Consider the following 26913-nt stretch of genomic DNA (forward strand, 5'->3'; position numbering starts at 1 on the left):
TCCTAACAGGGTTGCGTAGGGGGCGTTCGGCAGGACGGCTAGTGCACGCCCAGCCAGCCCTCGATCGGATGGAGTGCGAAGTAGATCAGGAAGACGACCGTCAGACCCCACATGAAGGCGCCGATCTCGCGCGCCTTGCCCTGGGCTGTCTTGATGGCCACGTAGGAGATGACGCCCGCGGCGACACCGGTGGTGATGGTGTACGTGAACGGCATCAGGACGACGGTCAGGAACACCGGGATCGCGGTGGCGCGGTCGGCCCAGTCCACGTGCCGGGCGTTCATCAGCATCATGGCGCCGATGACGACCAGGGCGGCGGAGGCGACCTCCTGCGGGACGATCGCGGTGACCGGGGTGAAGAACAGGCAGGCCGCGAAGAACAGGCCCGTCACCGCGGAGGCCAGGCCCGTGCGGGCGCCCTCGCCGACGCCGGTCGCCGACTCGATGAACACCGTCTGGCCGGAGCCGCCCGCCACGCCGCCGATCGCGCCGCCGGCGCCGTCGATGAACAGCGCCTTGGACAGGCCCGGCATCCGGCCCTTGTCGTCGGCCAGGTCGGCCTCGGTGCCGACGCCGATGATGGTGGCCATCGCGTCGAAGAAGCCGGCGAGGACGAGCGTGAAGACGATCATGCCGACGGTCATCGCGCCGACCTTGCCCCAGCCGCCGAACTCGACGTGCCCGAAGAGCGAGAAGTCGGGCATCGAGACCGCGCTGCCGTGCAGTTCGGGGGCGCCGTTCGCCCACTGCTTGGGGTCGATGACGCCGAGCCCGTTGAGGACCGCGGCGACGACGGTGCCGGAGATGATGCCGATGAGGATGGCGCCGGGGATGTTCCGGGCCTGCAGCATGAAGATCAGCAGCAGGGTGCCGGCGAAGAGCAGGACCGGCCAGCCGGCGAGTTCACCGGCGGGGCCGAGGGCGACCGGGGTGGCCTTGCCCTGGTGTACGAAGCCGGCCTTGTAGAAACCGATGAGGGCGATGAACAGGCCGATGCCCATCGTGATGCCGTGCTTGAGCGCGAGCGGGATGGCGTTCATGATCAGCTCGCGCAGGCCGGTGACGACCAGCAGCATGATGACGACGCCGTACATCACGCACATGCCCATGGCCTGCGGCCAGGTCATCGCCGGGGCGACCTGCGAGGACAGGACGCCGGAGACGGAGAGGCCGGCGGCGAGGGCGAGCGGCACCTTGCCGACGAAACCCATCAGCAGCGTGGTGAAGGCCGCCGCGAACGCGGTCGCGGTGATCAGCGCCTTCTGGCCGAGCGTGTCCCCCGCCGCGTCCTTGCCGGACAGGATGAGGGGGTTGAGCAGCAGGATGTAGGCCATCGCCATGAAGGTGGTGATGCCGCCGCGGACCTCTCGCGAGACCGTGGATCCTCTTCTGGATATGTGGAAGTACCGGTCGAGCCAGGACCGCCCTGCCGGGACGCGGGTGCCATCACCGGCGTCTTCGGCTGCGGTCCTCGGCTCCACTGACTGCTGGGTCATGGTGCCATCTCCCAAGGTTCACAGGGGCACCCGTGCAACCGCCCTGACGGTCACGGGATTTGGGAATGGACGACCCGGGGGACGGCCCGAGACGAACGAATTTCCAGGTACTTCAAGGACCGCGAGCGGTGCGGAACTCAAAGGGGTTCCCCCGGGCGGCGCGGCGGAGTGTGTGACGTTCCCTCACGCCGCCCGGGGAGCTGGGGTGTTACGCGGTCCCCGTGAGGTGCTCGGGCCGCACCGGAGTGCGGTTGAGCTCCAGCCCGGTCGCGTTCCGGATCGCCGCGAGGACGGCCGGGGTGGACGACAGGGTCGGGGCCTCGCCGATGCCGCGCAGCCCGTACGGGGCGTGGTCGTCGGCGAGTTCGAGCACGTCGACCGGGATGGTCGGCGTGTCGAGAATCGTGGGGATCAGGTAGTCCGTGAAGGAGGGGTTCCTGACCTTCGCGGTCTTCGGGTCGACGATGATCTCCTCCATCACCGCCACGCCCAGGCCCTGGGTCGTACCGCCCTGGATCTGGCCGACGACGGAGAGCGGGTTGAGCGCCTTGCCGACGTCCTGGGCGCAGGCCAGCTCGATGACCTTGACCAGGCCGAGTTCGGTGTCGACCTCGACGACCGCGCGGTGCGCGGCGAAGGAGTACTGGACGTGTCCGTTGCCCTGGCCGGTGCGCAGGTCGAAGGCCTCGGTCGGCCGGTGCCGCCACTCCGCCTCGATCTCGACGGTCTCGCCCTCGAGGACGTCGACCAGATCGCCGAGGACCTCGCCGCCGTCGGTGACGACCTTGCCGCCCTCCAGCAGGAGTTCGGCGGTGGCCCAGGCCGGGTGGTAGGTGCCGAACTTGCGGCGCCCGATCTCCAGCACCTTCTCGCGGACGAGTTCGCAGGCGTTCTTCACGGCGCCGCCGGTGACGTACGTCTGCCGGGAGGCCGAGGTCGAGCCGGCGCTGCCGACCTGGGTGTCGGCGGGGTGGATGGTCACCTGGGCGACACCGAGTTCGGTGCGGGCGATCTGCGCGTGGACGGTGACACCTCCCTGGCCGACCTCCGCCATCGCGGTGTGCACGGTGGCGACGGGCTCGCCGCCGATGACGTCCATGCGCACCTTGGCGGTGGAGTAGTCGTCGAAGCCCTCGGAGAAGCCGACGTTCTTGATGCCGACCGCGTAGCCGACCCCGCGTACGACGCCCTCGCCGTGCGTGGTGTTGGACAGACCGCCGGGCAGCTGCCGTACGTCGGCGCCCTCGCTGGACTCCCATTGGCGCTCGGGCGGCAGCGGCATCGCCTTGACACGGCGCAGGAGTTCGGCGACCGGGGCCGGGGAGTCGACCGGCTGCCCGGTCGGCATGACGGTCCCCTGCTCCATCGCGTTCAGCTGCCGGAACTCCACCGGGTCCATGCCGAGTTTCTTCGCCAGCTTGTCCATCTGCGCCTCGTAGGCGAAACACGCCTGGACCGCGCCGAAGCCGCGCATGGCGCCGCAGGGCGGGTTGTTGGTGTAGAGGGCGATGGCCTCGATGTCGACGTCGTCGATGACGTACGGGCCGACGGAGAGGGAGGAGGCGTTGCCGACGACCGCCGGGGAGGCGGAGGCGTAGGCGCCGCCGTCCAGGACGATCTTGCACTTCATGTGCGTGAGCTTGCCGTCCTTGGTGGCGCCGTGCTCGTAGTAGAGCTTCGCCGGGTGGCGGTGGACGTGCCCGAAGAAGGACTCGAACCGGTTGTAGACGATCTTGACCGGCTTGCCGGTGCGCAGCGCGAGCAGGCAGGCGTGGATCTGCATCGACAGGTCCTCGCGGCCGCCGAAGGCGCCGCCGACGCCGGCCAGCGTCATGCGCACCTTGTCCTCGGGCAGGCCGAGGACGGGCGCGATCTGGCGCAGGTCGGAGTGGAGCCACTGGGTGGCGATGTAGAGGTGGACGCCGCCGTCCTCCTCCGGCACGGCGAGGCCGGACTCGGGGCCGAGGAAGGCCTGGTCCTGCATGCCGAAGGTGTACTCGCCCTCGACGATCACGTCGGCACGCCTGCGCGCCGCCTCCACGTCGCCGCGGATGATCGGCTGGCGGTGCACGATGTTCGGGTGCGGGACGTGGCCGATGTGGTGGTCGTCGCGTCCCTCGTGGACGAGGATCGCGTCCGGGGCGGTCGCGGAGGCCTCGTCGGTGATGACGGGCAGTTCCCGGTACTCGACCTTGATCTTGGCGGCGGCGCGGCGGGCCGTCTCCGGGTGGTCGGCGGCGACGAGCGCGACCGGCTCGCCGTGGTGGCGTACCTTGCCGTGGGCGAGGACCGGGGTGTCCTGGATCTCCAGGCCGTAGTTCTTCACCGCGGTGGGCAGGTCGTCGTAGGTGAGGACCGCGTAGACGCCGGGTGTGGCCAGGGCCTCGCCGGTGTCGATGGAGACGATCTCGGCGTGCGCGACGGTGGAGCGCAGGATCTGGCCCCAGAGCATGTCCTCGTGCCACATGTCGGACGAGTACGCGAACTCGCCGGTGACCTTGAGGGTGCCGTCCGGGCGGAGCGTGGACTCGCCGATGCCGCCCTTGGTCTGCGACCCCTGCGTGATCTTCGTGGGTGCGCCGTTGGTCGGCATGGTCAGACCCCCTCGGACTGGCGGGCGGCCGCCAGGCGGACCGCGTCCATGATCTTCTCGTAGCCCGTGCAGCGGCACAGGTTGCCCGACAGGGCCTCGCGGATGTCCGCGTCGGTCGGGTTCGGGTTGTTCTCCAGCATCTCGTCGGCGGCGACGAGCAGACCCGGGGTGCAGAAGCCGCACTGGACGGCGCCGGCGTCGATGAACGCCTGCTGGATCGGCGAGAGCTCGGCACCCTCGCCGGTCTGCGAGTCGGTGCCCTTGGCCTGCCACTGCTGGGCTTCCTGCAGCGTCGTACCGCAGGCGCCCGTGCCGCAGGAGCGCTGCTTGGCGTAGTCCGCGAGGCCCTCCACCGTCACGACCTCGCGGCCCTCGACCTGACCGGCCGCGACCAGGCAGGAACAGACCGGGACGCCGTCCAGGCGCACGGTGCAGGAGCCGCACTCGCCCTGTTCGCAGGCGTTCTTGGAGCCGGGCAGGCCGAGGCGCTCGCGCAGGACGTAGAGCAGGCTCTCGCCCTCCCAGACGTCGTCCGCTTCCTGCGGGCGTCCGTTGACGGTGAAGTTGACGCGCATTACGCAGCTCCCTCAGATGCGCGGCGGGTGCCGCGGTACGACTCCCAGGTCCAGGTGAGCGTCCGGCGGGCCATCACGCCGACCGCGTGGCGGCGGTAGCTCGCGGTGCCCCGGACGTCGTCGATCGGGTTGCAGGCGGCGGAGCACAGGTCCGCGAACTGCTTGGCGACCGACGGAGTGATGATCTTTCCGTTGTCCCAGAAGCCGCCCTCTTCGAGCGCCGCGTTCAGGAACTCCTCCGCGGCCTTCGCCCGGACGGGGGTCGGTGCGGCCGAGCCGATGCCGGTGCGCACCGTGCGGGTCCGCGGGTGCAGCGCGAGACCGAAGGCGCACACGGCGATGACCATGGCGTTGCGGGTGCCGACCTTCGAGTACTGCTGCGGGCCGTCGGCCTTCGCGATGTGCACGGCCCGGATCAGCTCGTCGGGCTGCAGGGCGTTGCGCTTGACCCCGGTGTAGAACTCGTCGATCGGGATCAGGCGGGTGCCGCGGGCCGCCGACTCCACCTCGACCTCCGCGCCGGCCGCGAGGAGGGCGGGGTGCGCGTCACCGGCGGGCGAGGCCGTGCCGAGGTTGCCGCCGACGCCGCCGCGGTTGCGGATCTGCGGGGAGGCGACCGTGTGCGAGGCGAGCGCGAGGCCCGGCAGCTCGGCACGGAGGTTTTCCATGATCCTGGTGTACGGGACGGAGGCGCCCAGCCGTACGGTGTCCTCGCCGACCTCCCACTCGTAGAGGTCGCCGACGCGGTTGAGGTCGAGCAGGTACTCGGGCCGCCGGTGGTCGAAGTTGATCTCGACCATCACATCGGTGCCACCCGCAATCGGCACAGCGGTGGGGTGCTCGGCCTTCGCGGCGAGCGCCTCCTCCCAGCTGGCGGGGCGAAGGAAGTCCATGACCGGCTCTCTTCTTCGTCTCGTGGGTCGTTCAGATTGAGCCAATCCGTGTGCGGCGGGCCCGGCTCGTTCATGTGCTGTTAACGCGGAGTGGACTCAGTACACCGCTCCGTACTCCGGCGGGGTCAGTCACCGAAACCATGAAGGAGTTGGCTGGCCACGGCGGGCATCTTGTAGATTCGTATGAACGGAGGTCATCGGTAACCTCTCCGTTTTCCTGGGGAAACGCAGGAAACAGCCTGACGGCCCGGTCGGACGGCCCGTGCACCCGCGTTCCGGGCGCTTCACGGACCCCCACCAAGATTCATCGTAGGTTTCGAGACAAAGAACGGCGGCGACGAGATGCGGCTGCGCGCACTGCTGGACACCGACGCGCTGGGGCTGCGGCTACTCGGCGGCGAGGACGAGCTGGACCGCTCCGTGCGCGGGGTCATGACCACCGACCTTCGCGATCCGAGCCGCTACCTCTCCGGCGGCGAGCTGGTGCTGACGGGCCTGGCCTGGCGCCGTGACGCCGACGACTCCGAGCCCTTCGTACGCATCCTGGTGCAGGCCGGGGTGGCGGCGCTGGCGGCCGGTGAGGCCGAGCTGGGCGATGTGCCGGACGACCTGGTGCTGGCCTGCGCGCGGCACCGGCTGCCGCTGTTCGCCGTGCACGAGTCGGTGGCGTTCGCGTCGATCACCGAGCACGTCGTACGGCAGGTGTCCGGCGAGCGGGCCGGGGACCTGGCGGCGGTGGTGGACCGGCACCGCCGGATGATGACCTCGGGCCCGGCGGGCGGCGGCCCGGACGTGGTCCTGGACCTGCTCGGCTCCGACCTGGACCTGCGTGCCTGGGTGCTCTCGCCCACCGGCCGGCTGATCGCGGGCTCGAAGGTCGCGGGCCCGGCGCTGCCCCCGGAGACCTGCGCGAGGCTCGCCGCCGAGCACCTGGCCGCCGCCCGCACGGGCCGGCGCGGGCCGCACCGCCTCCTGCTCGACGGGTCGACGTACTCCCTCTTCCCGATCCGCTCCTCCGGGCGTTCCCCGCAGGCCGCCCGCGATGTGCGCGAGTCGGTCCTGTCGGACTGGCTGCTGGCCGTCGAGGCGGACGCCGGGGACTGGCCCGAGGAGCGCCTGGACCTGCTCCAGGGCGTCACGCAACTGATCGCCGTCGAGCGGGACCGCCGCGACGCGGCGCGCACGGTGCGGCGCCGGCTGGCGCAGGAGGTGCTTGAGCTGGTGCAGACGGGTGCCGCGCCCGCCGAGATCGCCGCGCGCCTGAGGGTGGCGGCGCCGGTGCTGCTGCCCGGGCTCGGCGCCGCCCCGCACTGGCAGGTCGTGGTGGCCCGGGTCGATTGGGAGGGCGGCGAGGTGGAGGGCGGCCCGGTCGCCCAGTCGCTGCTGGAGGAGGTGCTGGTCGACCCGCTGGCCACGGGTCCGGAACCCTCGGACCGCATCGCCGTCGCGCACACCGGGGACGAGGCGATCGCCCTGGTCCCGCTCCCGGCGGTCTCCTCCGAGCACGACGGCTCGGAGACCGGCCTGCTCGCCGACGCGCTGCTGCAGGCGGTGCGGGAGTCGCTCTCGGCGGGCCTGAACGACGACGGGCGGCTGACGCTCGGCGTCAGCGCGGCCGTGCACTCGGCGGAGGGACTGCGCGGCGCCCTGGAGGAGGCCCGGCACGCCCGCCGGGTCGCGGCGGCCCGCCCCGGCCGGGTCTGTGCGGCCGGACACCAGGAGCTGGCCTCGCACGTCCTGCTGCTCCCGTTCGTCCCGGACGACGTCCGCCGCGCCTTCACCGCACGCCTGCTGGACCCGCTGAAGGACTACGACCGCCGCCACCGCGCGGAACTGATCCCGACCCTGGAGGCGTTCCTCGACTGCGACGGCTCCTGGACCCGCTGCGCCACCCGTCTCCACCTGCACGTCAACACGCTGCGCTACCGGGTCGGCCGTATCGAGCAGTTGACGGGACGGGACCTGTCGCGCCTGGAGGACAAGCTCGACTTCTTCCTGGCGCTGCGCATGAGCTAGGGCCTTTCTTCCGGATCAGGCGGGCCTCGAGCCACGGCGTCTCCTGGCCGGCCGCCTGGGCCGGACGGGTGTGTCGGGACCCGATCAAGTCACGCCCAGGCCCCACTACTTTGTGAAAACTTTCACCCACCCTCTTGGCCCGGGCCGGGCATTGGTGCTGGAATGCCGCCACCACTCAACAGCTCGACGGCGTGCTCGGGGAGGGCAACGTGGCGCATTCCGCCATGTCTGGTAATGGAACGACCTCCGGTGACGATCCTCTCCAGACCGCGGTATGGCGGCTGCGCTCGCGGGCCTGCTGGGCCGACGCGGCGGCCCTGCTGCCACCGGACACCCCGGCCACGACCCTGCAGCGGGCCACGCTGCTCGTGGAGCGGTGCCTGTACACCGAGCGGGGCTGGGAGGAGGCGGAGGACGCCCTGCGCACCGCCGAGGCGCTGGCGCACACCGACGAGGAGCGCGGGGCGGCCGCCTGCGAGCGCGGCCAACTGGCCTACGCGGCCACGCTGCACGGGGTGCGCGACCGGGCCGACGAGGCGCGGGCCGCGCTGGGGCGGGCGGCGGCGCTGATCCCCCCGGGAGCCGCGGGCAGGGCGCTGCTGGACTTCCGCAGAGGCCTGCTGGCAGAGAACCTGGCCCGCTCCCCGCAGGCGGCCCGCGCGGCGTACCGCCGGGCCCACGCGGGCGCCACGGCCCACGCCGACCCGCTGCTGCTGTCGTTCACCTGGCGCCATCTCGCCGGACTCGCCCTCCGGGACGGCGAGTTGACGGAGGCGCGGCACGGCTTCGCCGAGTCGCTGCGGATCCGCGAGGAATTGGGCTACCTGGTGGGTACGGCACCCGCGCTGGCCTCGCTGGCGGACGCGGAGTCCGAGCCGGAGGCGTCGCGGCTGCGGGAGGAGGCCCGGCGGTTGTTCCGGCTGCTCGGCGGCGTACCGACCTGGCTGGCCCGCCAGTTGGCGCCCCCGGCACCGGGGGCGGCGACGGCCTAGGTGTATTGACCCGCAGCGTTGTTGACGCGGCTGATGGGCGGGTGTCCGCCCAGTGCGGTGTGGCAGCGGTGGTGGTTGTAGGTGTGGAGGCCCTCGTACTGGATGGACCCGGGGCTTCGCCCGGTGCGGCGAGAGTGCGTGCCAGGCGTCGTGGGGCAGGCGGGACTTTGCGGACACGGCCCAGCTCCGGTGCCGCCGCCTGAGGGCGCGCTCAGAGGGAACTGAGAGGATCCTGTGCCAGGCTGGCGCGCCCCGAGACCCCCCTCAGGAGCGCTCCGATGAGTCTGGTCAACGGCCTGCCGGCCCATGTACTGCTGGTTCACGTCGTCGTCGTGCTGATACCACTGACCGCGCTGGCCCTGGTGGCCGCCGCGCTGTGGCCGCGGGCCGCGCGCCGGCTGGGCGTGCTGCTGCCCGTGCTCGCCCTCGTCGCCCTGGCCAGCGTGCCCCTGACCACCCAGGCCGGCGAGTGGCTTGAACGGCACGTGGACGACGACGCCCTGGTACGGCGGCACACCGAGCTGGGCGACGGGCTGCTGCCCTGGGCGCTGGGCCTGTTCGTCCTGGCGGCGCTCGTGTGGTGGGCGGCGCGCGGCACGGCCGAGGGCGTGGAGGGCGGCGGCGCGGCACGCGTCGCCCGGACGGCCTCGCTGCCGGTACGGATCGTGGTGGCGGTCCTGTCGCTCGCTGTCGGGGCCGGAGCGGTCGTGGACGTCTACCGGATCGGCGACTCCGGCGCGAAGGCCGCCTGGCACGACAGCTTCTCGAAGAGCGCGCACGGCGAGCGGGACGGTTCCTGACCGTCGTCGTGGAAGGAAGGTGTGCGGGGCCCGGTCGACGGGCTCCCGCGGGCCTGGGCGGCGGTCAGACCGCGCCCGTGAAGTGCTCGCCGACGAGCCCGCGCACCACGTCCAGGTCCCGCGCGATCAACGCCTCGAGCAACGCCGTGTGTTCGGCGGCGTCCGCCACCAGGTCGGCCCGGCGCTGCCGGACCGGGCCGCCGACCAGCGGCCACTGCGCCCGCCGGTGCAGGTCATCCGCTATCTGCACCAGTTGCTGGTTGCCCGACAGGGACAGCACCGCCCGGTGGAAGGCACGGTCGGACTCCGCGTAGGTCGCGGGGCAGCCGGAGGACGCGGCGCGCGCCGTCTCCTCCGCGATCGGGCGGAGTTCGGTCCACCGCTCGACGGGCACGGTACGGGCGAGCCGCAGCATCACCGGCACCTCGATCAGCGCCCGCACCTCGGCCAGCTCGGCCAGATCCCGTGCCCCGCGCTCGACGACCCGGAAGCCGCGGTTGGGCACCACCTCGACGGCGCCCTCCAGGGTGAGCTGCTGCATGGCCTCCCGCACCGGTGTGGCCGACACCCCGAAGCGGTCGCCGAGGACCGGCGCCGAGTAGACCTCGCCGGGTTTCAGCTCGCCCGCCACCAGTGCCGTCCGCAGCGCGTCCAGGATCTGCCCGCGCACCGAGGCGCGCTGCACGACGGCCCGCGGCTGCGGGAGGGGAGGCTCACAGTGCGTGTGCTCGCCCCGCGCGCCCGGAAGGGCGGCGCCGCGCTCACGGGCCACTTCGGCCGCACGCTGCTGCGCCGGCACGCGGGCGGCGCCCTGCGTCCCGGCGGAGCCCTGCGTCCCGGCGGAGCCCTGCACGCCTTGCTTCACGGGGCCCTCCTCCGGGCTGTCGGCACTTAGGGGTCATTAACGGCGGGTTGTTACTTGTCCGTCAAGCACCTTAGGCGCACAAGGCGGCGGTTCAAATTCTCCGGAAGGCTTAGTAAGGCTAGGCTTACCTGCTCCAGCCTTCCCGCGATCAGGGATCGGTGGTCCCGCCATGCCCGCTGCGGCCTCGCCGCTCACCGCCGCGTACGCCCGCCTCACCGCCGCCTGCGCGGGCCTGGACGTGACGGTCCTGGACCCTGCGGAGCCGCTGCCGGAGGGTGACGGACGGCTCACCGGCGCCGGGCTCGCGCGAGGCGCCGCCGACCTCGACGCCTTTCTCGCCCGGGACGGGGCGCAGGTCCTGCGGGACTACGGACGGCGGGCCCGCCCGGACGTCGTCGCGTGCTTCGGCCTGCACCGCCACGCCTGGCCGGCCTGCCTGCTGATCACCGTCCCGTGGTTCCTGCACCGCCGGGCCCCCCGGCTGCCCGTGACGCATCTCTCGTACGACCGTGCCGCCGGCCGCATGGCGGTGCGCCCCGTCTCCTTCGCCTGCCTGCCGGGCGACCCGGCGGCCGCGCCGCCCGGAGCCGTCGTCGTACCCGGCGAGGAGGCACTGCGGGCCGAGGTGCGCGCGGCCGTCGCCGAGCACCTGGAGCCGGTGCTCGCCGCCTTCGGCCGCGAATGCGGCTGGGGGTCCCCCGCTCGAGCGGAGCCGAGAGCGGGGGAGGGCGGGCGCGTGGGGCATGGCGACCGACGAGGTGGTGGAGGGGCTTGTGGTACGTCGCCCACCTGCTGGGCGCGGCCGAGCAGGCGCGGGCCGTCCGGGAGCTGGAGCTGCTGCTGCCGGGGGCGACGCGACCGTATGCCGGCTCGGCCGCGTTCCGCGTGCCGACCGGGCCGGAGGGGGAGCCGCCGGCCACCCGGGACCGGACCGGCTGCTGCATGTTCTACACCGTGCGACCCGAGGACACCTGCGCCACCTGCCCGCACACCTGCGACACGGATCGCATCGCCAAACTCACTGCCACCGCAGCCGCCTGACGGTCCCTCAGTCCGTGGGCCACCCGCCCGTCCACTAAGATCACCGCCGTCGGACCTCCCGCCTCCGGACAGGTAATTCACATCTTCCTCACCCGTCTCGGGAACTTTCCGAGGAACCATCCGTACGGGTAGTCTTATTCGAACTCAACTCCCGCCCCTCACGCGGCAGTTCGAGCAGAACGCCGCCCTGGGCATCCCCTTGCACCTCCTTGGCGGCCTCTTGCCCCGAAACCCCCTGAGGGCCGTCGGGAGTGGGCCACTATGGCGGGCGTTACGCCCTATCCCAATGCAAGGGACCCCTGATGAGACTGACCGACATATCGCTGAACTGGCTGCTTCCCGGCGCCGTACTGCTCCTGGGCATGCTGGCGGCGGTGGCGGTACTCGCGCGCGGCAAGCGCTCCTCCGGGGACGCGAGCGCGGACGACTCGTGGGAGCGCAGCGAGGAGCGTCGCAGGCGCAAGGAGGCCATATACGGCACGGCCTCCTACGTTCTCCTGTTCTGCTGTGCGGCGGTGGCGGCCGCGCTCTCCTTCCACGGTCTGGTCGGCTTCGGCGAACAGAACCTCGGGCTGACCGACGGCTGGCAGTACCTGGTGCCGTTCGGCCTGGACGGCGCGGCGATGTTCTGCTCCGTCCTCGCGGTGCGCGAGGCCAGCCACGGCGACGCGGCCCTCGGCTCCCGGATACTCGTGTGGATGTTCGCCGCGGCGGCGGCCTGGTTCAACTGGGTACACGCGCCCAGGGGCGTCAGCCACGCGGGCGCCCCGCAGTTCTTCTCCGGCATGTCGCTGTCCGCGGCCGTTCTGTTCGACCGGGCGCTGAAGCAGACCCGCCGGGCCGCGCTGCGGGAACAGGGCCTGGTGCCGCGTCCGCTGCCGCAGATCCGTATCGTCCGCTGGCTGCGGGCCCCCCGCGAGACCTACAAGGCCTGGTCTCTGATGCTCCTGGAGGGCGTGCGCAGCCTGGACGAGGCGGTGGAGGAGGTCCGCGAGGACACCCGGCAGAAGGAGGAGACGCGCCGGCGCCGGCGCGATCAGGAGCGGATGGAGCGCGCCCAGCTGAAGGCCATCAGCCGGGGGCACCGCGGCTTCGTCGGCCGCGGCGGCGGCCGTCAGGTGGAGGTGCAGACGGTGGAGCGTGCCCCCGCGCAGGCGACCGCGGAGCCTGCCATATCCGCGCCGGAACAGCTGCCCGTGCGCTCACGGCCCTCCCTTCAGCCGGTCCGCAAGGGCGCTGAGCCGCTCACCGTCGACCTCACCGCGGAGGACGACACGATGGCGCTGCCGCGTCTGGACTCCCTGGAGCGCAAGCTGAAGGACCTCGAGCAGCAGTTCGGCTAGAACTCGGCTCACATCGGGGCGGGGGCGTGACCACACGGGTCACGCCCCCGCCCCGTTCCCGTCCTTGCGGCCGATCCGACTCGGGCACCGATCCGGCTCAGGCAGCCTCCGCGCCCAGTTCGAACCACACCGACTTGCCCATCCCGTGCGGACGTACGCCCCAGGCGTCCGCGAGGGACTGGACCAGCAGCAGCCCGCGGCCGTTGGTGTCCTCACCCGTGTCCGGTACGCGCAGACGCGGCCTGCGGGCCACGAAGTCCCGCACCTCCACACGGAGTCCGCGCGGTGAGACCACGGCGGTCAGGACGGCGTCGTCGTCGGTGTGCACGAGCGCGTTGGTGACGAGTTCGCTGGTGAGCAGTTCGGCTATCTCCGAGCGGCCGGGCCTGCCCCAGTGCCGCAGCAGTTCGCGCAGTTCCCGGCGGGCCTCGGGCACCGCCCTGAGATCCGCCCGCCCCAGCCTGCGCCTGAGCTGGGGCGCGTACGCCCGGTCCGTGATGGTGTCGGTCTCTTCCCCCGCGTTCGCCGAGGAGGCCCCGATCGCCACGGGACCGCCCCCTCGCGCCTGCCTCTTCATGACCCCCGCCCGCACGCTGCTCGGCCCTGCCTCTCCTGGTCGAACATGTTCACGGGGATCCATGCCCAGCGAGTCCCCGGGCACTCATGGAGGCCCGCGGACCTCCCTCTGTTCGGCCACGGCCGTCCGCCCCCCTCAGCCGGCCCCCGGGCACCGCCCCGCCGGTGCCTCGCCCGGCAGGACCGCCGTACGGCGCCCCGGGCGCCCCAGCACGGACGGACCGGAACACCCCGCACCTACCGCGGACGGTCCGTCACGGGGCGTGAAACTGGCCGGAAAACGCCGTTCTCCGGCCCCCGGTTCAGGGTCTGGGGATGTTGCGCAGGTTGGACCGGGCCAGCTGGACCATGCGGCCCACCCCGCCGTCCAGCACGATCTTCGAGGCGGACAGGGCGAACCCGGTGACCATCTCGGCACTGATCTTCGGCGGGATCGACAGGGCGTTGGGGTCGGTGACGATGTCCACCAGAGCCGGCCCCTTGTGCTTGAAGGCGTCTCTGAGCGCCCCGGCGAGCTGCTTGGGCTTCTCCACCCGCACCCCGTGGGCACCGCAGGCCCGGGCGACCGCGGCGAAGTCGGGGTTGGCGTTGGCGGTACCGTACGAGGGCAGGCCCGCGACCAGCATCTCCAACTCGACCATGCTGAGCGAGGAGTTGTTGAACAGCACGACCTTGACCGGCAGGTCGTGCTGGACCAGCGTGAGGAAGTCGCCCATCAGCATGGAGAATCCGCCGTCGCCGGAGATGGAGACGACCTGCCGGCTCCGGTCGGTGAACTGGGCTCCGATCGCCATGGGCAGCGCGTTGGCCATCGAACCGTGCGAGAAGGAACCGATGATCCGGCGGCGGCCGTTGGGAGAGATGTAGCGGGCGGCCCACACGTTGCACATGCCGGTGTCGACCGTGAAGACCGCCTGCTCGTCGGCGATCTCGTCCAGTACCGCGGCCACGTACTCGGGATGGATGGGGACGTGTTTGTCGACCTTCCGCGTGTACGCCTTGACCACGCCCTCCAGCGCATCGGCGTGCTTCTTCAGCATCTTGTCGAGGAAGCGCCGGTCGGACTTCTCCCGCACCCGCGGGATCAGACAGCGCAGCGTCTCCCGGACGTCTCCCCACACGGCGAGATCGAGCCTGGAGCGGCGGCCGAGCACCTCGGGCCGTACGTCGATCTGGGCGATCCGCACGTCGTCCGGCAGGAAGGCGTTGTACGGGAAGTCGGTGCCGAGCAGGATCAGCAGGTCGCACTCGTGGGTCGCCTCGTAGGCGGCGCCGTAGCCGAGCAGCCCGCTCATGCCGACGTCGTACGGGTTGTCGTACTGGATGAACTCCTTGCCGCGCAGGGCGTGCCCCACGGGTGACTTGATCAGCTCGGCGAACCGCATGACCTCGGCGTGCGCGCCGGCCGTGCCGCTGCCGCAGAACAGGGTGACTCTGCCGGCCGCGTCGATCATCTCCACCAGTCGCTCGATCTCGGCGTCGCTGGGCCGGACGGTGGGCCGGGAGGTGACGAGGGCGCTCTCGAACGCCTTCTCCGGGGCGGGTTGGGCGGCGATGTCGCCGGGCAGCGAGACCACGCTCACGCCGCTCTGCCCGACCGCGTGCTGGATGGCGGTCTGCAGCAGCCGGGGCATCTGCTTGGGACTGGAGATCAGCTCGCTGTAGTGGCTGCACTCCTGGAACAGCCGGTCCGGGTGGGTCTCCTGGAAGTAGCCGAGGCCGATCTCGCTGGAGGGGATGTGCGAGGCGAGGGCGAGCACCGGGGCCATGGAGCGGTGGGCGTCGTAGAGGCCGTTGATGAGGTGCAGGTTGCCCGGGCCGCACGAGCCGGCGCAGGCCGCCAGCTTTCCGGTGATCTGGGCCTCGGCGCCGGCCGCGAAGGCGGCGGTCTCCTCGTGCCGTACGTGGATCCAGTCGATGGCGGCGTTGCGGCGGACGGCGTCGACGACCGGGTTGAGGCTGTCGCCCACGACGCCGTACAGGCGCCGCACACCCGCGCGGACGAGGATGTCGACGAACTGCTCGGCGACGTTCTGTTTGGCCATGGCTCTCGTCTGCCCCTTCGCTGTCCCGGGATCCGTCCCTCCCGTTCCATCAATCCACAGGGGCCGCGGTTACGCCTCCCATACGGCCGCCGCCGTGCGGTCGTCGGCGTAGCCCTTCACCCGCACCTGTACGTCCGCGAGGAACGCGGCGAGGCCGGGCGGGGTGCGGCCGGACCAGCGGCGGGCCAGGTAGGCGCAGAGCGCGGGCTCGCCGCGCAGCGGTTCGGCGAGGCCTCCGGTGCCCATGACGAGCACGTCACCCGTGCGGGCTACCGAGGCGCGGAACCGGAAGGGTTCGGGGGGCGGCTCCGGGGCCGGCTCGTACGGGCTCGGCGGGGTCGGGATGCCGAGGTCCATGGTGAGCCGGTCGCCCTCGGGGGTCTCGGAGGGCGGGGAGCCGAAGCCGAGGACGGGTTCGCCGGGGGTGCCGGCAGGCGGGACGTGCGGCTCGATGTCCTGCCACTCGCCGTCCCGCAGCCGGAACAGGCCGCCCTCACCGACGCCGAAGAACACGCGGGTGCGGCAGTCGGGGTCGGCGGGCAGCAGCAGACAGCGCAGGCTCGCCGTGTACCCCTCGGGGTCCAGGTCCTGTTCGACGGCGGCGGCGCGCAGCTTGCCGAGACTGCGGGCGGTCAGCCGGTGCAGTCCCGACTTCAGGTCGCCGCGCCGGGCGGCCCGGATGTCCTCGGCCAGCCTCTGGTGACTGCGGCCCACCGCCCGCCCGATCAACTCGCACGCCTCGGCCGCCGCCAGGTGGGCATACGGTGTGGCCCGCGCGCCGGTCGCCGTGGCGACGAACAGCAGGGCCTGCTCCCCCGTCCCGAACCGCGCGGTGAGCAGCGCGTCCCGGCGCGGCTCACCCCGAAAGCGCGCGGAGTCCCCGCGCGACGACACGGCCCGCAGCGTGCAGGCCCCGTACCGGGCGCCGTCCAGCACGGTGTCGGCGACCAGTTCACCGAGCTCGTCGGGGTCGGCGGCGGGAAGGGCGGTGGGCTCGGGGTCGTAGGTGGGTGGTCCGGAGCCCACGTGGTCGAGGGAGGACAGGGGCGGGGGCGGCAGGGGTACGACGGGGAGGTCCGGGGAGACGGCCTCGGGCCGGTCGCCGACGGCGAACCGGGAGGCCGGGGCCTCGGGCACGAAGGATCCGGTCACCGCGTGCACCGGCTCAGCGGGGCCCACGGAGCCGCCGGCCACGGGCGGGAAGGGCACCGGTGTCCCGGGCTCGGCGGGCGGGGGTTCCCAGGGGGCCCGTCCAGCGGGTGGTGTGTCCGGGGCGACGGGAGGCACCGGCGGAGCGGCCGGACCCGTCGGAGGCGGCGAACCCGCGGGCGCGACAGGAGGAACCGGCGGAGCCGTCGGGGGCGGAGGCGGCGAACCCGCGGGCGCGGCGGGGCCCGTGGGAGCGGGCGGGTCGGCGGGGTCCGGGGGCGCGTCGGGTGGGGCCGGGGCGCGCTGCGCCGGTACCACGCGCTCCCCGGGCGGCTGCTGGGGCGGCTGCTCGGGTGGTTCGTCCGGCACCGGTCCCCCGGAGTCCCGCCGTGCTTCCCCCGCTCCCCCGGGCCGTCCCTCCACCGCGTTCGTCGCCGAGGTGAAGCGGTCGTCCAGGGAGTCGGGCGCGGCCGTGGGGCCCGTGTCCCCGGTGGAGTCCCCGTACAGCTGCCCCCACCAGTCGTCCTCGTGACGGGTGGGCCTACCCCCCTGCTGGCTCATGCCCCTAATTGTCCACCGCACGCGCCGTATGAAAACGGGGCATCGGGAAAATCCGGCGCGCCCGACCGCCTCGAACGGCGTGTCGAGGGACGGCCCGAACTGTCGTACGAGCAAAGGGCGAAGGCCGCCGGGCGGTCCCACCCCCCACGGGAGGACCGCCCGGCGACAACGGTGTGACCCGGCCCCGCATCCCCTTCGTGCGCTCGCGCACGTCCGGGCCCGGATCACCGTCACGCACGACCGGCTCGCCGAAGGCGCCGGTCGATTGGCCGGATTGTGGCTTGGTTTCCTGGGAGGCGGCTGTGGGTCCGGCCCATGCCGCGCGTCGTTGGGAGGCCCCACCTTGGCAGAGTCACCACCGGTACGGCGATGATGTGCGGCGGCGGGTTTGCGCCGTGGCCGTTTTCCGCCAGGGAGCTCCGCGTGGACGGCTTGTTCTCAGGGGAGGGACGTGGGTCGATGCTGGCAGCCATAGGCCTGGACGAGACGCACGAGGCGGCGTACCGGGCGCTGGTGTCCGTGGGCGCCGCCGAGGTGGCCGATCTGGCGCGGCGCCTGTCGCTGGCCGAGCCGGACACCGAACGTGCGCTGCGCCGGCTGGAACGCCAGGGGCTGGCGGCCCAGTCACCCGCGTGGCCGGGCCGCTGGGTGGCGGCGCCACCCGGGGTGGCGCTGGGCGCACTGCTCACCCAGCAGCGGCACGAACTGGAGAAGGCGGAGCTGGCGGCGGCGCTGCTGGCCGAGGAGTACCGGGCGGCGGCAGCCGAACCGGGAGTGCACGACCTGGTGGAGGTGGTGACCGGCGCCTCGGCGGTCGCCCAGCGCTTTCTGCAGCTGCAGCTGGGCGCGGCCGACGAGGTGTGCGCGCTGGTCACCGGCAACCCGGTGGTGGTCTCGGGGGCGGAGAACGACGCCGAGGAGCAGGCGGCCGGGCGCGGGGTCGGCTACCGGGTGGTGGTGGAGCGTTCGGTGCTCGACCTGCCGAACGGGCTCACCGAGCTGACGACGGCGCTCGGCCGGGAGGAGCGGGTGCGGGTGGTGGACCGGGTGCCGACGAAGCTGGTGATCGCCGACCGTTCCCTGGCCATGGTGCCGCTGACCTCGCGGACGGCCGAGCCGGCCGCCCTGGTGGTGCACGCGAGCGGTCTGCTGGAACTGCTCGCCGGGCTGTTCGAGTCGGTGTGGCGGGAGGCGCTGCCGCTCCGGCTGGGCGAGTCCGGGGTGACCGAGCAGCAGCCCGACGGCCCGGACGCCACCGATCTGGAGGTGCTCTCGCTGCTGCTGGCCGGGCTGACCGACGCGAGCGTGGCCAAGCAGCTCGACCTGGGGCTGCGGACCGTACAGCGGCGGGTCAAGCGGCTGATGGAGCTGAGTGGCGTGACGACCCGGCTGCAGCTGGGCTGGCACGCCTACGAGCGGGGCTGGGTGTCGCGCGAAAGCTCCCCGTGACCTGCGGCTTCTTCGCTCCTGCGGCACTCTGGGCGGATGGGAGCGTGGGAACTCCTGCTGGTCGGCGTGGTGATCGCGCTCGGCCTGTGCGGAGTGCTGGTGCCCGGGGTTCCGGGGTCCTGGCTGGTGTGGGCCGCGGTCCTGTGGTGGGCGCTGACGGACCCCCGTCCGGTGGCGTGGGGCGTCCTGGTCGGGGCCACCGCGGTGCTGCTGCTGTCCCTGGTGGTGCGCTGGGCGCTGCCGCCGCGCCGGCTGCGGGCGAGCGGCGCCTCGCCCCGCACGGGCGTGTACGCCGGCGGCGGCGCGCTCCTCGGTTTCCTGCTGGTCCCGGTGGTGGGCGCGCTGCCCGGGTTCATGGCCGGGATCTATCTGCACGAACGGCTGCGGCTCGGCGGTCACGGCGAGGCGATGGCCGCGCTGCGCACCACGATGCGGGCGGGCGGCTCCAGCGTCCTCGCCGAGCTGTTCGCGTGTCTGCTGATCGCGGGGGCGTGGCTGGGGGCGGTGCTGTGGGCCTGAAGAACGGTCGGCGGGCGACCGGGGCGGGGCGGGCCGGTCAGTGGTCCAGTGCGTGGCCGACGGTTTCGGCGACCGCGTTCTGACCCGCGTCGTCGAAGTGCAGGTGGTCGCCCTGGTCGTAGGCGGGCAGCAGGCGCTGGGGGTCGGCCGGGTCGCGCAGGGCGGCGTCGGCGTCGGCGACCGCGTCGAAGGCTCCGCCGGTGCGGATGAACGCGTTGACCTGCTGCCGTACGGCCTCGCGGGCCGCGTTGAAGAGGCGGTGGCCGCGGTACGGGGTGAGGGTGACGCCGATGACCGGAATGCCCCGGGTGTGGGCGAGGGCGACGATCGTGCGGTACGCGTCCGTGAGGGCGGCGGGGTCGTTCGCCTCGGGCGAGCCGTTGATGTCGTTGACGCCCTCGAACACGACCAGGACCCGCACTCCCGCCCGGTCCAGGGCGTCCGCGCCGAGGCGGCTGAGGCCGCTCGGTCCGGTGCCCTCGTGCAGCAGGCGGTTGCCGGAGATCCCGGCGTTGAGGACGCCGAGCCGGCTCGTGCGCAGGCGTTCGGCGAGCCGGTCGGGCCAGCGGTGGTTGGCGTCGGGGGTGGAGCCGTTGCCGTCGGTGAGCGAGTCGCCGAAGGCGACGACGCTGTCGGTGGCGGTGCCGAGGACGTCGACGCCCGTGACGTAGTACCAGGAGCCGGTGGCCGTCGTGTACGCGGAGCCGTCCTCGTCGTCCGCGTGGCCGGCCCCGGCCGGGGCCACGTAGCTGGTCTGCATGGCCTGGCGGTGGAAGGTGGCCGGGCCGCTGTCGTCCGGGGTGAAGACGGTGACCAGCAGGTCGGCGCCGTCCCGGGCGGACAGCGGGACGGGATCGGTGAACAGGTCGTGGCCCGGTGCGACGGTGGCGGTGCGGGCGCCGTGGAAGGTGGCGGTGCGCAGGGTGCCGGGCGCGGCGCCCGGTCCGGCGGTACCCCGGAGCGCGACGGTGACCTCGCCGAGGCGCAGGGGCGCGGTGCCGAGCCGGTTGCTGAGCTGGATCCGCACGGCGGTGCCACCCACGCTGAGGTGGACGACATTGCGGATGGCGGCGCCGGGCAGCGCGGGGGTGGTGCCGGAGGGGGCGGTCTCCCAGGTGCCGGTCCAGGCGCCCGAGCCCGGGGCGGGTGCGGTGAGGGTCGGCGCCTGCGGCTGGGCGGGTTCCGCGGCGGCCCGCGCCGTGGTGGCCGGCAGCATCGCGAGCAGAAGTGCCGCGACGCCGCGTACGGTCTTGCCCATGGGTGCGCCCGCCTTCCGTGGCTCGTCGGAGGCGACCGTGCCACACGCCCCCCGCGCGACGGCGCAGCGCCACCACCGATCCACCCGCTCGGCCCAGCGGGGCGTGGGGCGCGGGTCCTGGGAAGGTCCCGGGGCGGTGAGCCGGCCCTGGCGGGTACGCGGCGTCGAAATCCGCGATGCGGCCGAACTCCTGCTCGGCCCGTACGAGTTGGTGCTAGGCCGCCGGAAGCACGCCCTCCAGGGTCAGCAGCCGCACCTTTCGGTCGAGGCCGCCGGCGTACCCGGTCATCGAGCCGTTCGCTCCGATCACCCGGTGGCAAGGGCGCACGATCAGCAGCGGGTTGGCGCCGATCGCCCCGCCGACGGCGCGGACGGCGGCGCGCGGTGCGCCGATGCGTCGGGCGATCTCGCCGTAGGTCGTGGTCGCGCCGTACGGAACCGAGTCGAGGGCGGCCCACACCCGCTCCCGGAACTCGGTGCCGTGGGTGCGCAACGGCAGCCGGAACTCCCGGAGTTCACCGGCGAAGTAGGCGGCGAGCTGGTCCTCGGCCGCCCGGAAGGGCCCCGGGTCGGGCCGCCGGTCGTCCGGGACGACTCGGCCGCCCTTCTGTCCCGGCACGGACAGCGAGGTGAGGGCGCCGTCCGCGCCGGCGGTGAGCAGCAGCCGTCCGACCGGGCTGTCCACGCCCGTCCAGAACATGGTCTCCATCAGGCGCTCGACTCCCCCGCGACCCGCAGGTGCTGGGCGGCGTACGACCGCCAGGGCCGCCAGGCGTCGGGGACGTCGAGGCCGGGCGGGGCCACGTCGGGGTCGCCGAGGGCGCGGACGCGGACGGTGGCGGCGACCGCCGGGTCCACGCCGGGCAGGGCGAGCAGGGCCTGCTGGGCGTCGTCCCGGTCGGCGCCGGGGTCCAGCCGCAGGGTGCCGTCGGCGAGGGCGGCGGCGAGCGCGCCGAGGGGGCCGCCGGGCTCGGCCTCGGCGAGGGCCGCGGGCTCCGGGAAGAGGTGGGTCAGGCTGCCGCAGGGGGCGTCGAGGGCCTTGCCGTACCGGCGGACCAGTTCCTCCGCCCCGGCCACTCCCACCAGCGCCCGTACCGCGGGCTCCAGCGGGTCGACGGCGCCGGGCGAGCGTAGTCCGGGCCGGGCGGCGACCAGCGGGGCGAGTACCGGGTCGGCCGCGAGCCGCTCGTCCACCGCATACGGGTCGGCGTCGAGGTCGAACAGACGGCGCAGCCGCTGCACCGCGGTGGTCAGGTCCCGTGGGTCGGTGAGGTGCAGCCGCGCGTCGAGCCAGCCGCCCGGATGCGTGCCCCGGCCCGGCTTCGGGCCCCCGGCGCGCTCTTCCACGGCGACGAGCGCGGTGCCGTACGGCAGCCGCAGCGTGCGCCGGTAGGTACGGCCGCCGGGGGCGCCGCTCACCTCCTCGACGCCGGGTACGGCCTCCCGCGCCAGCTGGTCGAAGACGGCGGCGGCCTGGTAGGGGCCCCGGTGGGCGAGCCGGAGCGGGATGCCCGCCCCGGGCGTGGCCCGGCGGGCGCCCCGGCCCCGGGGCGCGGCGGCCCGTACCTCGGTCGGCGTCGAGTCGTACACCTCGCGGATGGTGTCGTTGAACTGCCGCACGCTGGCGAACCCGGCCGCGAACGCGATCTCCGTGACCGGCAGATCAGTGGTCTGGAGCAGTACCCGGGCCGTGTGCGCACGCTGGGCGCGGGCCAGCGCCACCGGTCCGGCGCCGAGTTCGGCGGTGAGCTGCCGCTGCACCTGCCGGGCGCTGTAGCCGAGCCGGGAGGCGAGGCCCGCGACGCCCTCGCGGTCCACCACGCCGTCGGCGATCAGGCGCATGGCCCGGCCGACGGCGTCCGCGCGGACGTTCCACTCGGCGGACCCCGGCACGGCGTCCGGCCGGCAGCGCCGGCAGGCCCGGAAACCGGAGCCCTGTGCCGCGGCGGCCGTCGGGAAGAACCGCACGTTGTGCCGCTTCGGCGTCACCGCGGGGCAGCTGGGGCGGCAGTAGATCCCGGTCGTCTCGACGGCGAAGAAGAACGCACCGTCGAACCGCCCGTCCCGGCTGCGCACCGCTTCGTACCTGGTGTCCTCGTCCATCACGCGTTCCATTGTCGCCCCCGGGCAGGGGGCGGTCTGGCGGAAATCGGACGTGCAGTTCCCTGCGGCCGGCGGACGGAGCCGTCCCACTGGTCGATCCCGGCGGGTGCCGTGGCAGCCCGCCGGGAAGACGTCAACGGGCACGGAGCGTCAGCTCCAGCGGCCCCGCTTGGCCTCCATCGCCGCCCTGCCCTGCGCACCCTTGCGCTTCCAGTCCTTCTTGATCTCGGCTCGCAGCCGGGCGTCCGTCTTGGCGACGATCCACTGGTTCTCCCGCATCAGCTTGCGGTAGCTCTCCAGCCGCCGGACCGGAAGCCGGCCGCTGTCCACGGCGGAGCGGACCGCGCAGCCGGGCTCGGTCTCGTGACCGCAGTCGTGGAAGCGGCATCCTTCGGCGAGTTCCTCGATCTCGGAGAACACCTGCCCGACCCCGCTCTCGGCGTCGAACAGGCCGACGCCCCGCAGTCCGGGGGTGTCGATGAGCACGCCCCCGGAGGGCAGGGGCAGCAGGTTGCGGGTGGTCGTGGTGTGCCGGCCCTTGCCGTCCATGTCCCGGGTGGCCTGTACGTCCATGACCTCCTCGCCGGCGAGCGCGTTGGCGAGGGTGGACTTGCCCGCGCCGGACTGCCCGAGCAGCACCGACGTGCCCGAGCCGACGAGCGCGACCAGCGTGTCCAGGCCGTCGCCGTGCAGGGCGCTGACGGTGAGCACGGGCACGCCGGGCGCGCTCGTCTCGACGTCCTGGACCAGATGGGCCAGGGTCACCGGGTCCGGCACGAGGTCGGCCTTGGTGAGCACGACCACGGGCTGGGCGCCGGACTCCCACGCCAGGGCGAGGAACCGTTCGACGCGCCCGAGGTCGAGTTCGACGGCGAGGGAGACCGCGACGACGGCGTGGTCGACGTTGGCCGCGAGGATCTGCCCCTCGGACCGCTTGGAGGAGGTGGAGCGCACGAAGGCCGTGCGCCGCGGCAGACACGCGCGCACATAGCGGGGGTTGCCGCCGGGTTCGACGGCGACCCAGTCACCGGTGCACACGACCCGCAGCGGGTCGTGCGGGGTGACGAAGGCGGTGTCGGCACGCAGCACCCCGCCCGGGGTGACCACGTCGCACCGGCCGCGGTCGACCCGGATCACCCGTCCGGGCAGCAGCCCTTCGGCCTCGTAGGAGGTGAACGCGTCGGCCCAGGCGTCGTCCCAGCCGTAGGGAGCCAGCGCGGAGAAATCAGCGGAGCTGGAAGTCAAGGGAGACCCTTCACAAGGGTGGCCCCGGCGCGCGCGTACGGCGCAGGTCGGTCAGCCGGTGGCCACGGAGGTGGACTTGATGAGTTCCTGAATGAGGGCAGCGCCCAGCACAGTGACAGCCATCGGTCGACACCTCCTCGCTCCGCTCGTACGTACGCACACCGTCTCGGCGTGCGCGATCACTCTAGCCCGCCTCCGGCGCCCCGCGTCAACGCGTTTTCCGGCGCCGGTCGCGGACGCGGCTCCCGTCAGTTCGTCGCGCAGGCCGCGCCGTTGAGGGTGAACGCGTACGGCGGCCGGTTCTTCCCCTGCCAGGACCCCACGAACCCGAACGTCAGGGTGCCGTGCGCGGGGACGGCCCTGTTGTAGTCGGCCGCGGTGGCCGTGACGCGGGAGCCGTTCTGGTGGACCGTCGCGTCCCACATCTGGCCCGCCTGCTGGCCGTCGCGGAAGCTCCAGGCGACCTGCCAGCCGGAGAGCGGCTTGCCGGTGGTGACGGTGACGGTGGCCTGGAAGCCGTCGCTCCACTGGCTGTCCAGGTGGTAGGCGACCCGGCAGGCGGGTGGGGGTGCGGGTGCGGTCGTGCGGCTCGGGCCGCCGCTGGTGGTGGCCGAGGAGGTGCCCTGGGGTTCGGGGTCGGGGTTCTTCCGGTCCGGCTCGGCCTTCGTGGCGGACGGGGACGGGGTGGTGGAGGGCGAGTGGGAGGGGGTCGGGTCGGCGGGGCGGGAGGTGGCGGGGGCGGCGACCGGCCGGCTGTCGTCGTCGCGGGCGGCCACCTCGTCGTCGCCGGAGCCGCCGAACGGCATCATCGACACGCCGAGGGCCAGGGCCGACAGCAGGACGGCCGCGGCGAGCAGGCCGTTGCGCAGCACGCGGCCGCGGCCCGAGTGGTCCTTCGGGTCGCCGCCGTCGGTGTCGGCGCCCGGCGGCCGACCCGCACCGAGCCGGACCTCGGCGGCGCGGCGCCGGCGCTCCAGATAGGCGAGGCCGCCCCAGCCGACGACCCCGCCGGCCAGCGCGGCGGGCAGGCCTCCGCCGTGCAGGCGCAGACAGGCGGCGGCCTCGGCGCACCGCACGCAGGTGGCGAGGTGCCGGGAGAGGTCGCCCGGTGTGTCGGCGGCCGGCGAGCGGGTGACCGCGTCCAGCAGCCGGGCGTAGCTGCGGCACTGCGCGTCCATCGGGGTGTCCAGATGCGCACGGTGGCAGCGGTCCCGGAACAGCGAGCGGACCTGGTCGAGTTCCTCGGCGACGGTGGCCGGGTCGAGGCCGAGCCGGCGGGCCACGGTCGGCAGGGGCAGGGCCTCCACCTCGGCGAGCCACAGCAGCGAGGCGTCCGCCTCCTGCATGTCCCGCATTCCGCGCAGGGCGACCGGGCGCTGCAGCGGCGGACCGGTGTAGCGGGCGGCGCTGTCGGAGTTGAGCCACAGTCTCAGCTCGGGATCCAGCTTGTGCCCCTGGCCGTCGGCCTCCCAGCCGGCGGCCGTGTTGCGCACGGCGGTCAGCAGTTCCGGGATCATCGGCAGCCGGCCGGCGCGCCGCCCGGGGCCACGCTGCGGCACCGTCCCGGCGGCGCGCGCCTCGCGCATGCCGACGGTGAACGCCTCGGTCGCGAGCTGATGGGCCGTCAGGGATCCCGAGGTGCACAGGTCCGCGTAGGAGAGCACCGCGTCCCAGCACTCCGAGAACAGCGCCGCCTCGGTGGGGTCCTGGGGGCTCGGCAGGTCGGGCATGGGACTCCTGCATCCACGTGCGAGGTCAACTCGCCTCAGGGGGAATGGAGTTGGAGGGAACCTCGCGGCGGGCAGGAGCCTTTCACGTCTTCGACACAACTGACAAGCGGCGTATTCAAATTCGGTGACCGGGAGGTCGCGTGACGTGACCGCGGGTGCCCGGGACGACGGCTCCGAACCCTGGTACGGATGACGGCGCCGTTCGGCTCAACGCCCCCGCCCCCTGTTTTTCGGGAGGGTCACACCTCCGCCGGTTCCGCGGCGGGCAGGCTGTCCATGAAGGAGCTGACGGAGAACACCGCGTGGCCGGGTCCGGGCGGCCCGTAGCCGGGGGGCGAGGAGAGCCCGAAGTCGTCCATCGTGGCGCGGTAGGCCTCCAGGAGCCGGATGTGGTACTCCAGCGGCGCGCCCTGCGGGTTGGCCTTTCCGAGCGGGGTGGTGGGCTCCGGGCACCAGGTGGTGAAGCGGGGCGTGATGCCGTGCGACATGAAGAACCGCAGGCCCTCGGTGGTGGAGGCGATGGCCTCGTCGACGGATGTGAAGCCGAACGGCTCGGCCATCTCCACGCCGGCCACGAAGTTGGGGATCACGTTGCGCGCGCCGAAGATCTCCGCCGAGTCCAGGATCCGCTTGTGCCACTCGTCCCGGCCGACGTACCGCTCCTTGCCGGGGCAGTACAGCTCGAACAGCCGGCGGTCCCACACCTCGAAGTTGGGGTGGTAGATCTGCACGCCGTAGTCCTTGAACCGCTGCACGTCGGCCTTGGGCAGCGCCTGCGCCACGACCTTGCCGATCCAGCGGCCCGGGAAGCGCTCCTCGATGGCCTTGGCGTAGTGGCCGTAGAAGTCGGCCTCGTCCCGGCCCGCGACCGTCTTGGTGATGGCGCCGCCGGTGAGGGTGTAGGCGGTGGACGCCTTCTGGGTGTCGTACCGGTCGATGATCTCGAGGGCCTCGAGGACCTCCTCGACGTCCTTCACCCCCGTGTACGGCCGCCCGGCCGCCTTGTGCTGGCGCCAGTTGTGGTTGATGTCGCAGTACTGGCACTCCTCCTTGGCGCCGAAGTACTGGCAGACCCGGAAGACGGTCAGGTAGATCAGGTAGCCCCACTGGATGGTGGGGGCGACCTCCATGACGGACTTCCCGTTGGAGAGGGTGTGCCGGTAGTACTCCGGCATCGGGGGCACGCCGACGTCGGCGATCCGCCTGCCGTCGAGGTACAGCCCGAGCAGCCCCTCCTCGTCGGCGGCTACCCGGTACGGCGACGCCGGGTTCACCCGTACGGAGACGACGGTACGGCGCAGGTCGTACGGGCCGCCGGTGAGGATGATCTCCTCCGGGGGCCGGCGCAGCGCGGCCTCGCCCAGCTCGGGCAGGGTGCCGTGGTCGAAGGAGAAGATGAAGTACGACTTCGGCTTGACCTCGCCGCTCTCGTTGTCACTGAGGGCCGACGGGTCGAAGGCGACGCCACCCCGGAGCAGGTCCTCCTTGAAGACGGCCTCCCGTGGCACATGCGGGAAGCGCTCCATCAGATCCTCGACCAGCGCGGTGCGACTGCCCATCCGTAATCTCCTCCCGGCTCAGGCGTTCAGCACTCACCGTATGCCCCCGGGTCGGCGTCGGCCGTGCCGGGTCCCCGCACGCCGGGCCGTGTGTCCCGGTACGGG

The 26913-nt window shown here is 73.1% G+C and carries 20 protein-coding genes and 1 pseudogene; 7 read left to right on the forward strand and 14 right to left on the reverse strand.

Annotated features, from left to right (window positions below):
* Positions 1–38: 38 nt before the first annotated feature.
* The 4 genes from AC07CM_RS02070 to AC07CM_RS02085 all read right to left on the reverse strand — a co-directional run bounded on the left by AC07CM_RS02070 (position 39) and on the right by AC07CM_RS02085 (position 5557).
* Complete coding sequence (locus tag AC07CM_RS02070) at positions 39–1496, reverse strand: NCS2 family permease (protein WP_478874373.1); 1458 nt, start codon at positions 1494–1496, stop codon at positions 39–41.
* 208 nt (positions 1497–1704) lie between these two features.
* Entirely contained in the window at positions 1705–4089 is a 2385-nt protein-coding gene (locus AC07CM_RS02075) for a xanthine dehydrogenase family protein molybdopterin-binding subunit (RefSeq protein WP_478874374.1), read from the reverse strand.
* Positions 4090–4091: 2 nt separating this feature from the next.
* A complete protein-coding gene (locus AC07CM_RS02080; protein ID WP_478874375.1) occupies positions 4092–4664 on the reverse strand; it encodes a (2Fe-2S)-binding protein in 573 nt (190 codons plus the stop codon).
* Positions 4664–5557 (reverse strand): FAD binding domain-containing protein, encoded by an 894-nt coding sequence (locus tag AC07CM_RS02085; RefSeq protein WP_478874376.1) that lies wholly within the window; start codon positions 5555–5557, stop codon positions 4664–4666. Before AC07CM_RS02085 ends, AC07CM_RS02080 begins: the two co-directional genes overlap by 1 nt.
* Before the next feature lie 342 nt (positions 5558–5899).
* Between AC07CM_RS02085 and AC07CM_RS02090 the strand changes: the two genes are divergently transcribed.
* The 3 genes from AC07CM_RS02090 (at position 5900) to AC07CM_RS02100 (ending at position 9365) form a co-directional block, all read left to right on the forward strand.
* Complete coding sequence (locus AC07CM_RS02090) at positions 5900–7573, forward strand: PucR family transcriptional regulator (RefSeq protein WP_478874377.1); 1674 nt, start codon at positions 5900–5902, stop codon at positions 7571–7573.
* 209 nt (positions 7574–7782) lie between these two features.
* The gene (locus AC07CM_RS02095) at positions 7783–8565 is read left to right on the forward strand and encodes a hypothetical protein (RefSeq protein ID WP_478874378.1); all 783 of its coding nucleotides are present in this window, start codon (positions 7783–7785) and stop codon (positions 8563–8565) included.
* A gap of 278 nt (positions 8566–8843) precedes the next feature.
* The gene (locus AC07CM_RS02100) at positions 8844–9365 is read left to right on the forward strand and encodes a DUF2231 domain-containing protein (protein WP_478874379.1); all 522 of its coding nucleotides are present in this window, start codon (positions 8844–8846) and stop codon (positions 9363–9365) included.
* Positions 9366–9429: 64 nt separating this feature from the next.
* On the opposite strand, the gene AC07CM_RS02105 is transcribed toward AC07CM_RS02100, so the two are convergent.
* On the reverse strand, positions 9430–10230 hold the full coding sequence (locus tag AC07CM_RS02105; protein WP_478874380.1) for a GntR family transcriptional regulator: 801 nt from the start codon (positions 10228–10230) through the stop codon (positions 9430–9432).
* Positions 10231–10399: 169 nt separating this feature from the next.
* Between AC07CM_RS02105 and AC07CM_RS02110 the strand changes: the two are divergent.
* Both AC07CM_RS02110 and AC07CM_RS02115 read left to right on the forward strand, forming a co-directional pair.
* A pseudogene (locus AC07CM_RS02110) lies at positions 10400–11271 on the forward strand ((2Fe-2S)-binding protein).
* A 302-nt stretch (positions 11272–11573) separates the two neighbouring features.
* On the forward strand, positions 11574–12614 hold the full coding sequence (locus AC07CM_RS02115) for a DUF2637 domain-containing protein (RefSeq protein ID WP_478874381.1): 1041 nt from the start codon (positions 11574–11576) through the stop codon (positions 12612–12614).
* A 97-nt stretch (positions 12615–12711) separates the two neighbouring features.
* On the opposite strand, the gene AC07CM_RS02120 is transcribed toward AC07CM_RS02115, so the two are convergent.
* The 3 genes from AC07CM_RS02120 to AC07CM_RS02130 form a co-directional block, all read right to left on the reverse strand.
* The gene (locus AC07CM_RS02120) at positions 12712–13161 is read right to left on the reverse strand and encodes an ATP-binding protein (RefSeq protein ID WP_478874382.1); all 450 of its coding nucleotides are present in this window, start codon (positions 13159–13161) and stop codon (positions 12712–12714) included.
* Between the two features lie 331 nt (positions 13162–13492).
* Complete coding sequence (locus tag AC07CM_RS02125) at positions 13493–15235, reverse strand: pyruvate dehydrogenase (protein ID WP_478874383.1); 1743 nt, start codon at positions 15233–15235, stop codon at positions 13493–13495.
* Between the two features lie 69 nt (positions 15236–15304).
* Positions 15305–16945, reverse strand: a complete 1641-nt coding sequence (locus tag AC07CM_RS02130) for a protein phosphatase 2C domain-containing protein (RefSeq protein ID WP_478874384.1) — start codon at positions 16943–16945, stop codon at positions 15305–15307.
* 459 nt (positions 16946–17404) lie between these two features.
* Here AC07CM_RS02130 and AC07CM_RS02135 point away from each other — a divergent pair, with 459 nt between their 5' ends.
* Both AC07CM_RS02135 and AC07CM_RS02140 read left to right on the forward strand, forming a co-directional pair.
* Positions 17405–18394, forward strand: a complete 990-nt coding sequence (locus tag AC07CM_RS02135) for a helix-turn-helix domain-containing protein (RefSeq protein WP_478874385.1) — start codon at positions 17405–17407, stop codon at positions 18392–18394.
* A gap of 36 nt (positions 18395–18430) precedes the next feature.
* The gene (locus tag AC07CM_RS02140; RefSeq protein ID WP_478874386.1) at positions 18431–18913 is read left to right on the forward strand and encodes a DUF456 domain-containing protein; all 483 of its coding nucleotides are present in this window, start codon (positions 18431–18433) and stop codon (positions 18911–18913) included.
* 37 nt (positions 18914–18950) lie between these two features.
* Here AC07CM_RS02140 and AC07CM_RS02145 read toward each other — a convergent pair whose 3' ends face one another.
* The 6 genes from AC07CM_RS02145 to AC07CM_RS02170 form a co-directional block, all read right to left on the reverse strand.
* Positions 18951–20171, reverse strand: a complete 1221-nt coding sequence (locus tag AC07CM_RS02145) for a GDSL-type esterase/lipase family protein (protein WP_478874387.1) — start codon at positions 20169–20171, stop codon at positions 18951–18953.
* A 214-nt stretch (positions 20172–20385) separates the two neighbouring features.
* A complete protein-coding gene (locus AC07CM_RS02150; protein WP_478874388.1) occupies positions 20386–20880 on the reverse strand; it encodes a methylated-DNA--[protein]-cysteine S-methyltransferase in 495 nt (164 codons plus the stop codon).
* Positions 20880–22274, reverse strand: a complete 1395-nt coding sequence (locus AC07CM_RS02155; RefSeq protein ID WP_478874389.1) for a DNA-3-methyladenine glycosylase 2 family protein — start codon at positions 22272–22274, stop codon at positions 20880–20882. The genes AC07CM_RS02150 and AC07CM_RS02155 overlap by 1 nt, the downstream gene beginning before the upstream one ends.
* A 150-nt stretch (positions 22275–22424) precedes the next feature.
* A complete protein-coding gene (gene rsgA / locus AC07CM_RS02160; protein WP_478874390.1) occupies positions 22425–23519 on the reverse strand; it encodes a ribosome small subunit-dependent GTPase A in 1095 nt (364 codons plus the stop codon).
* 248 nt (positions 23520–23767) lie between these two features.
* Positions 23768–25249, reverse strand: a complete 1482-nt coding sequence (locus AC07CM_RS02165; protein WP_478874391.1) for a cellulose binding domain-containing protein — start codon at positions 25247–25249, stop codon at positions 23768–23770.
* A gap of 239 nt (positions 25250–25488) precedes the next feature.
* The gene (locus AC07CM_RS02170; RefSeq protein ID WP_478874392.1) at positions 25489–26808 is read right to left on the reverse strand and encodes a radical SAM protein; all 1320 of its coding nucleotides are present in this window, start codon (positions 26806–26808) and stop codon (positions 25489–25491) included.
* Positions 26809–26913: the final 105 nt, after the last annotated feature.

It is taken from the genome of Streptomyces sp. NPDC044061 (genome assembly GCF_056434305.1).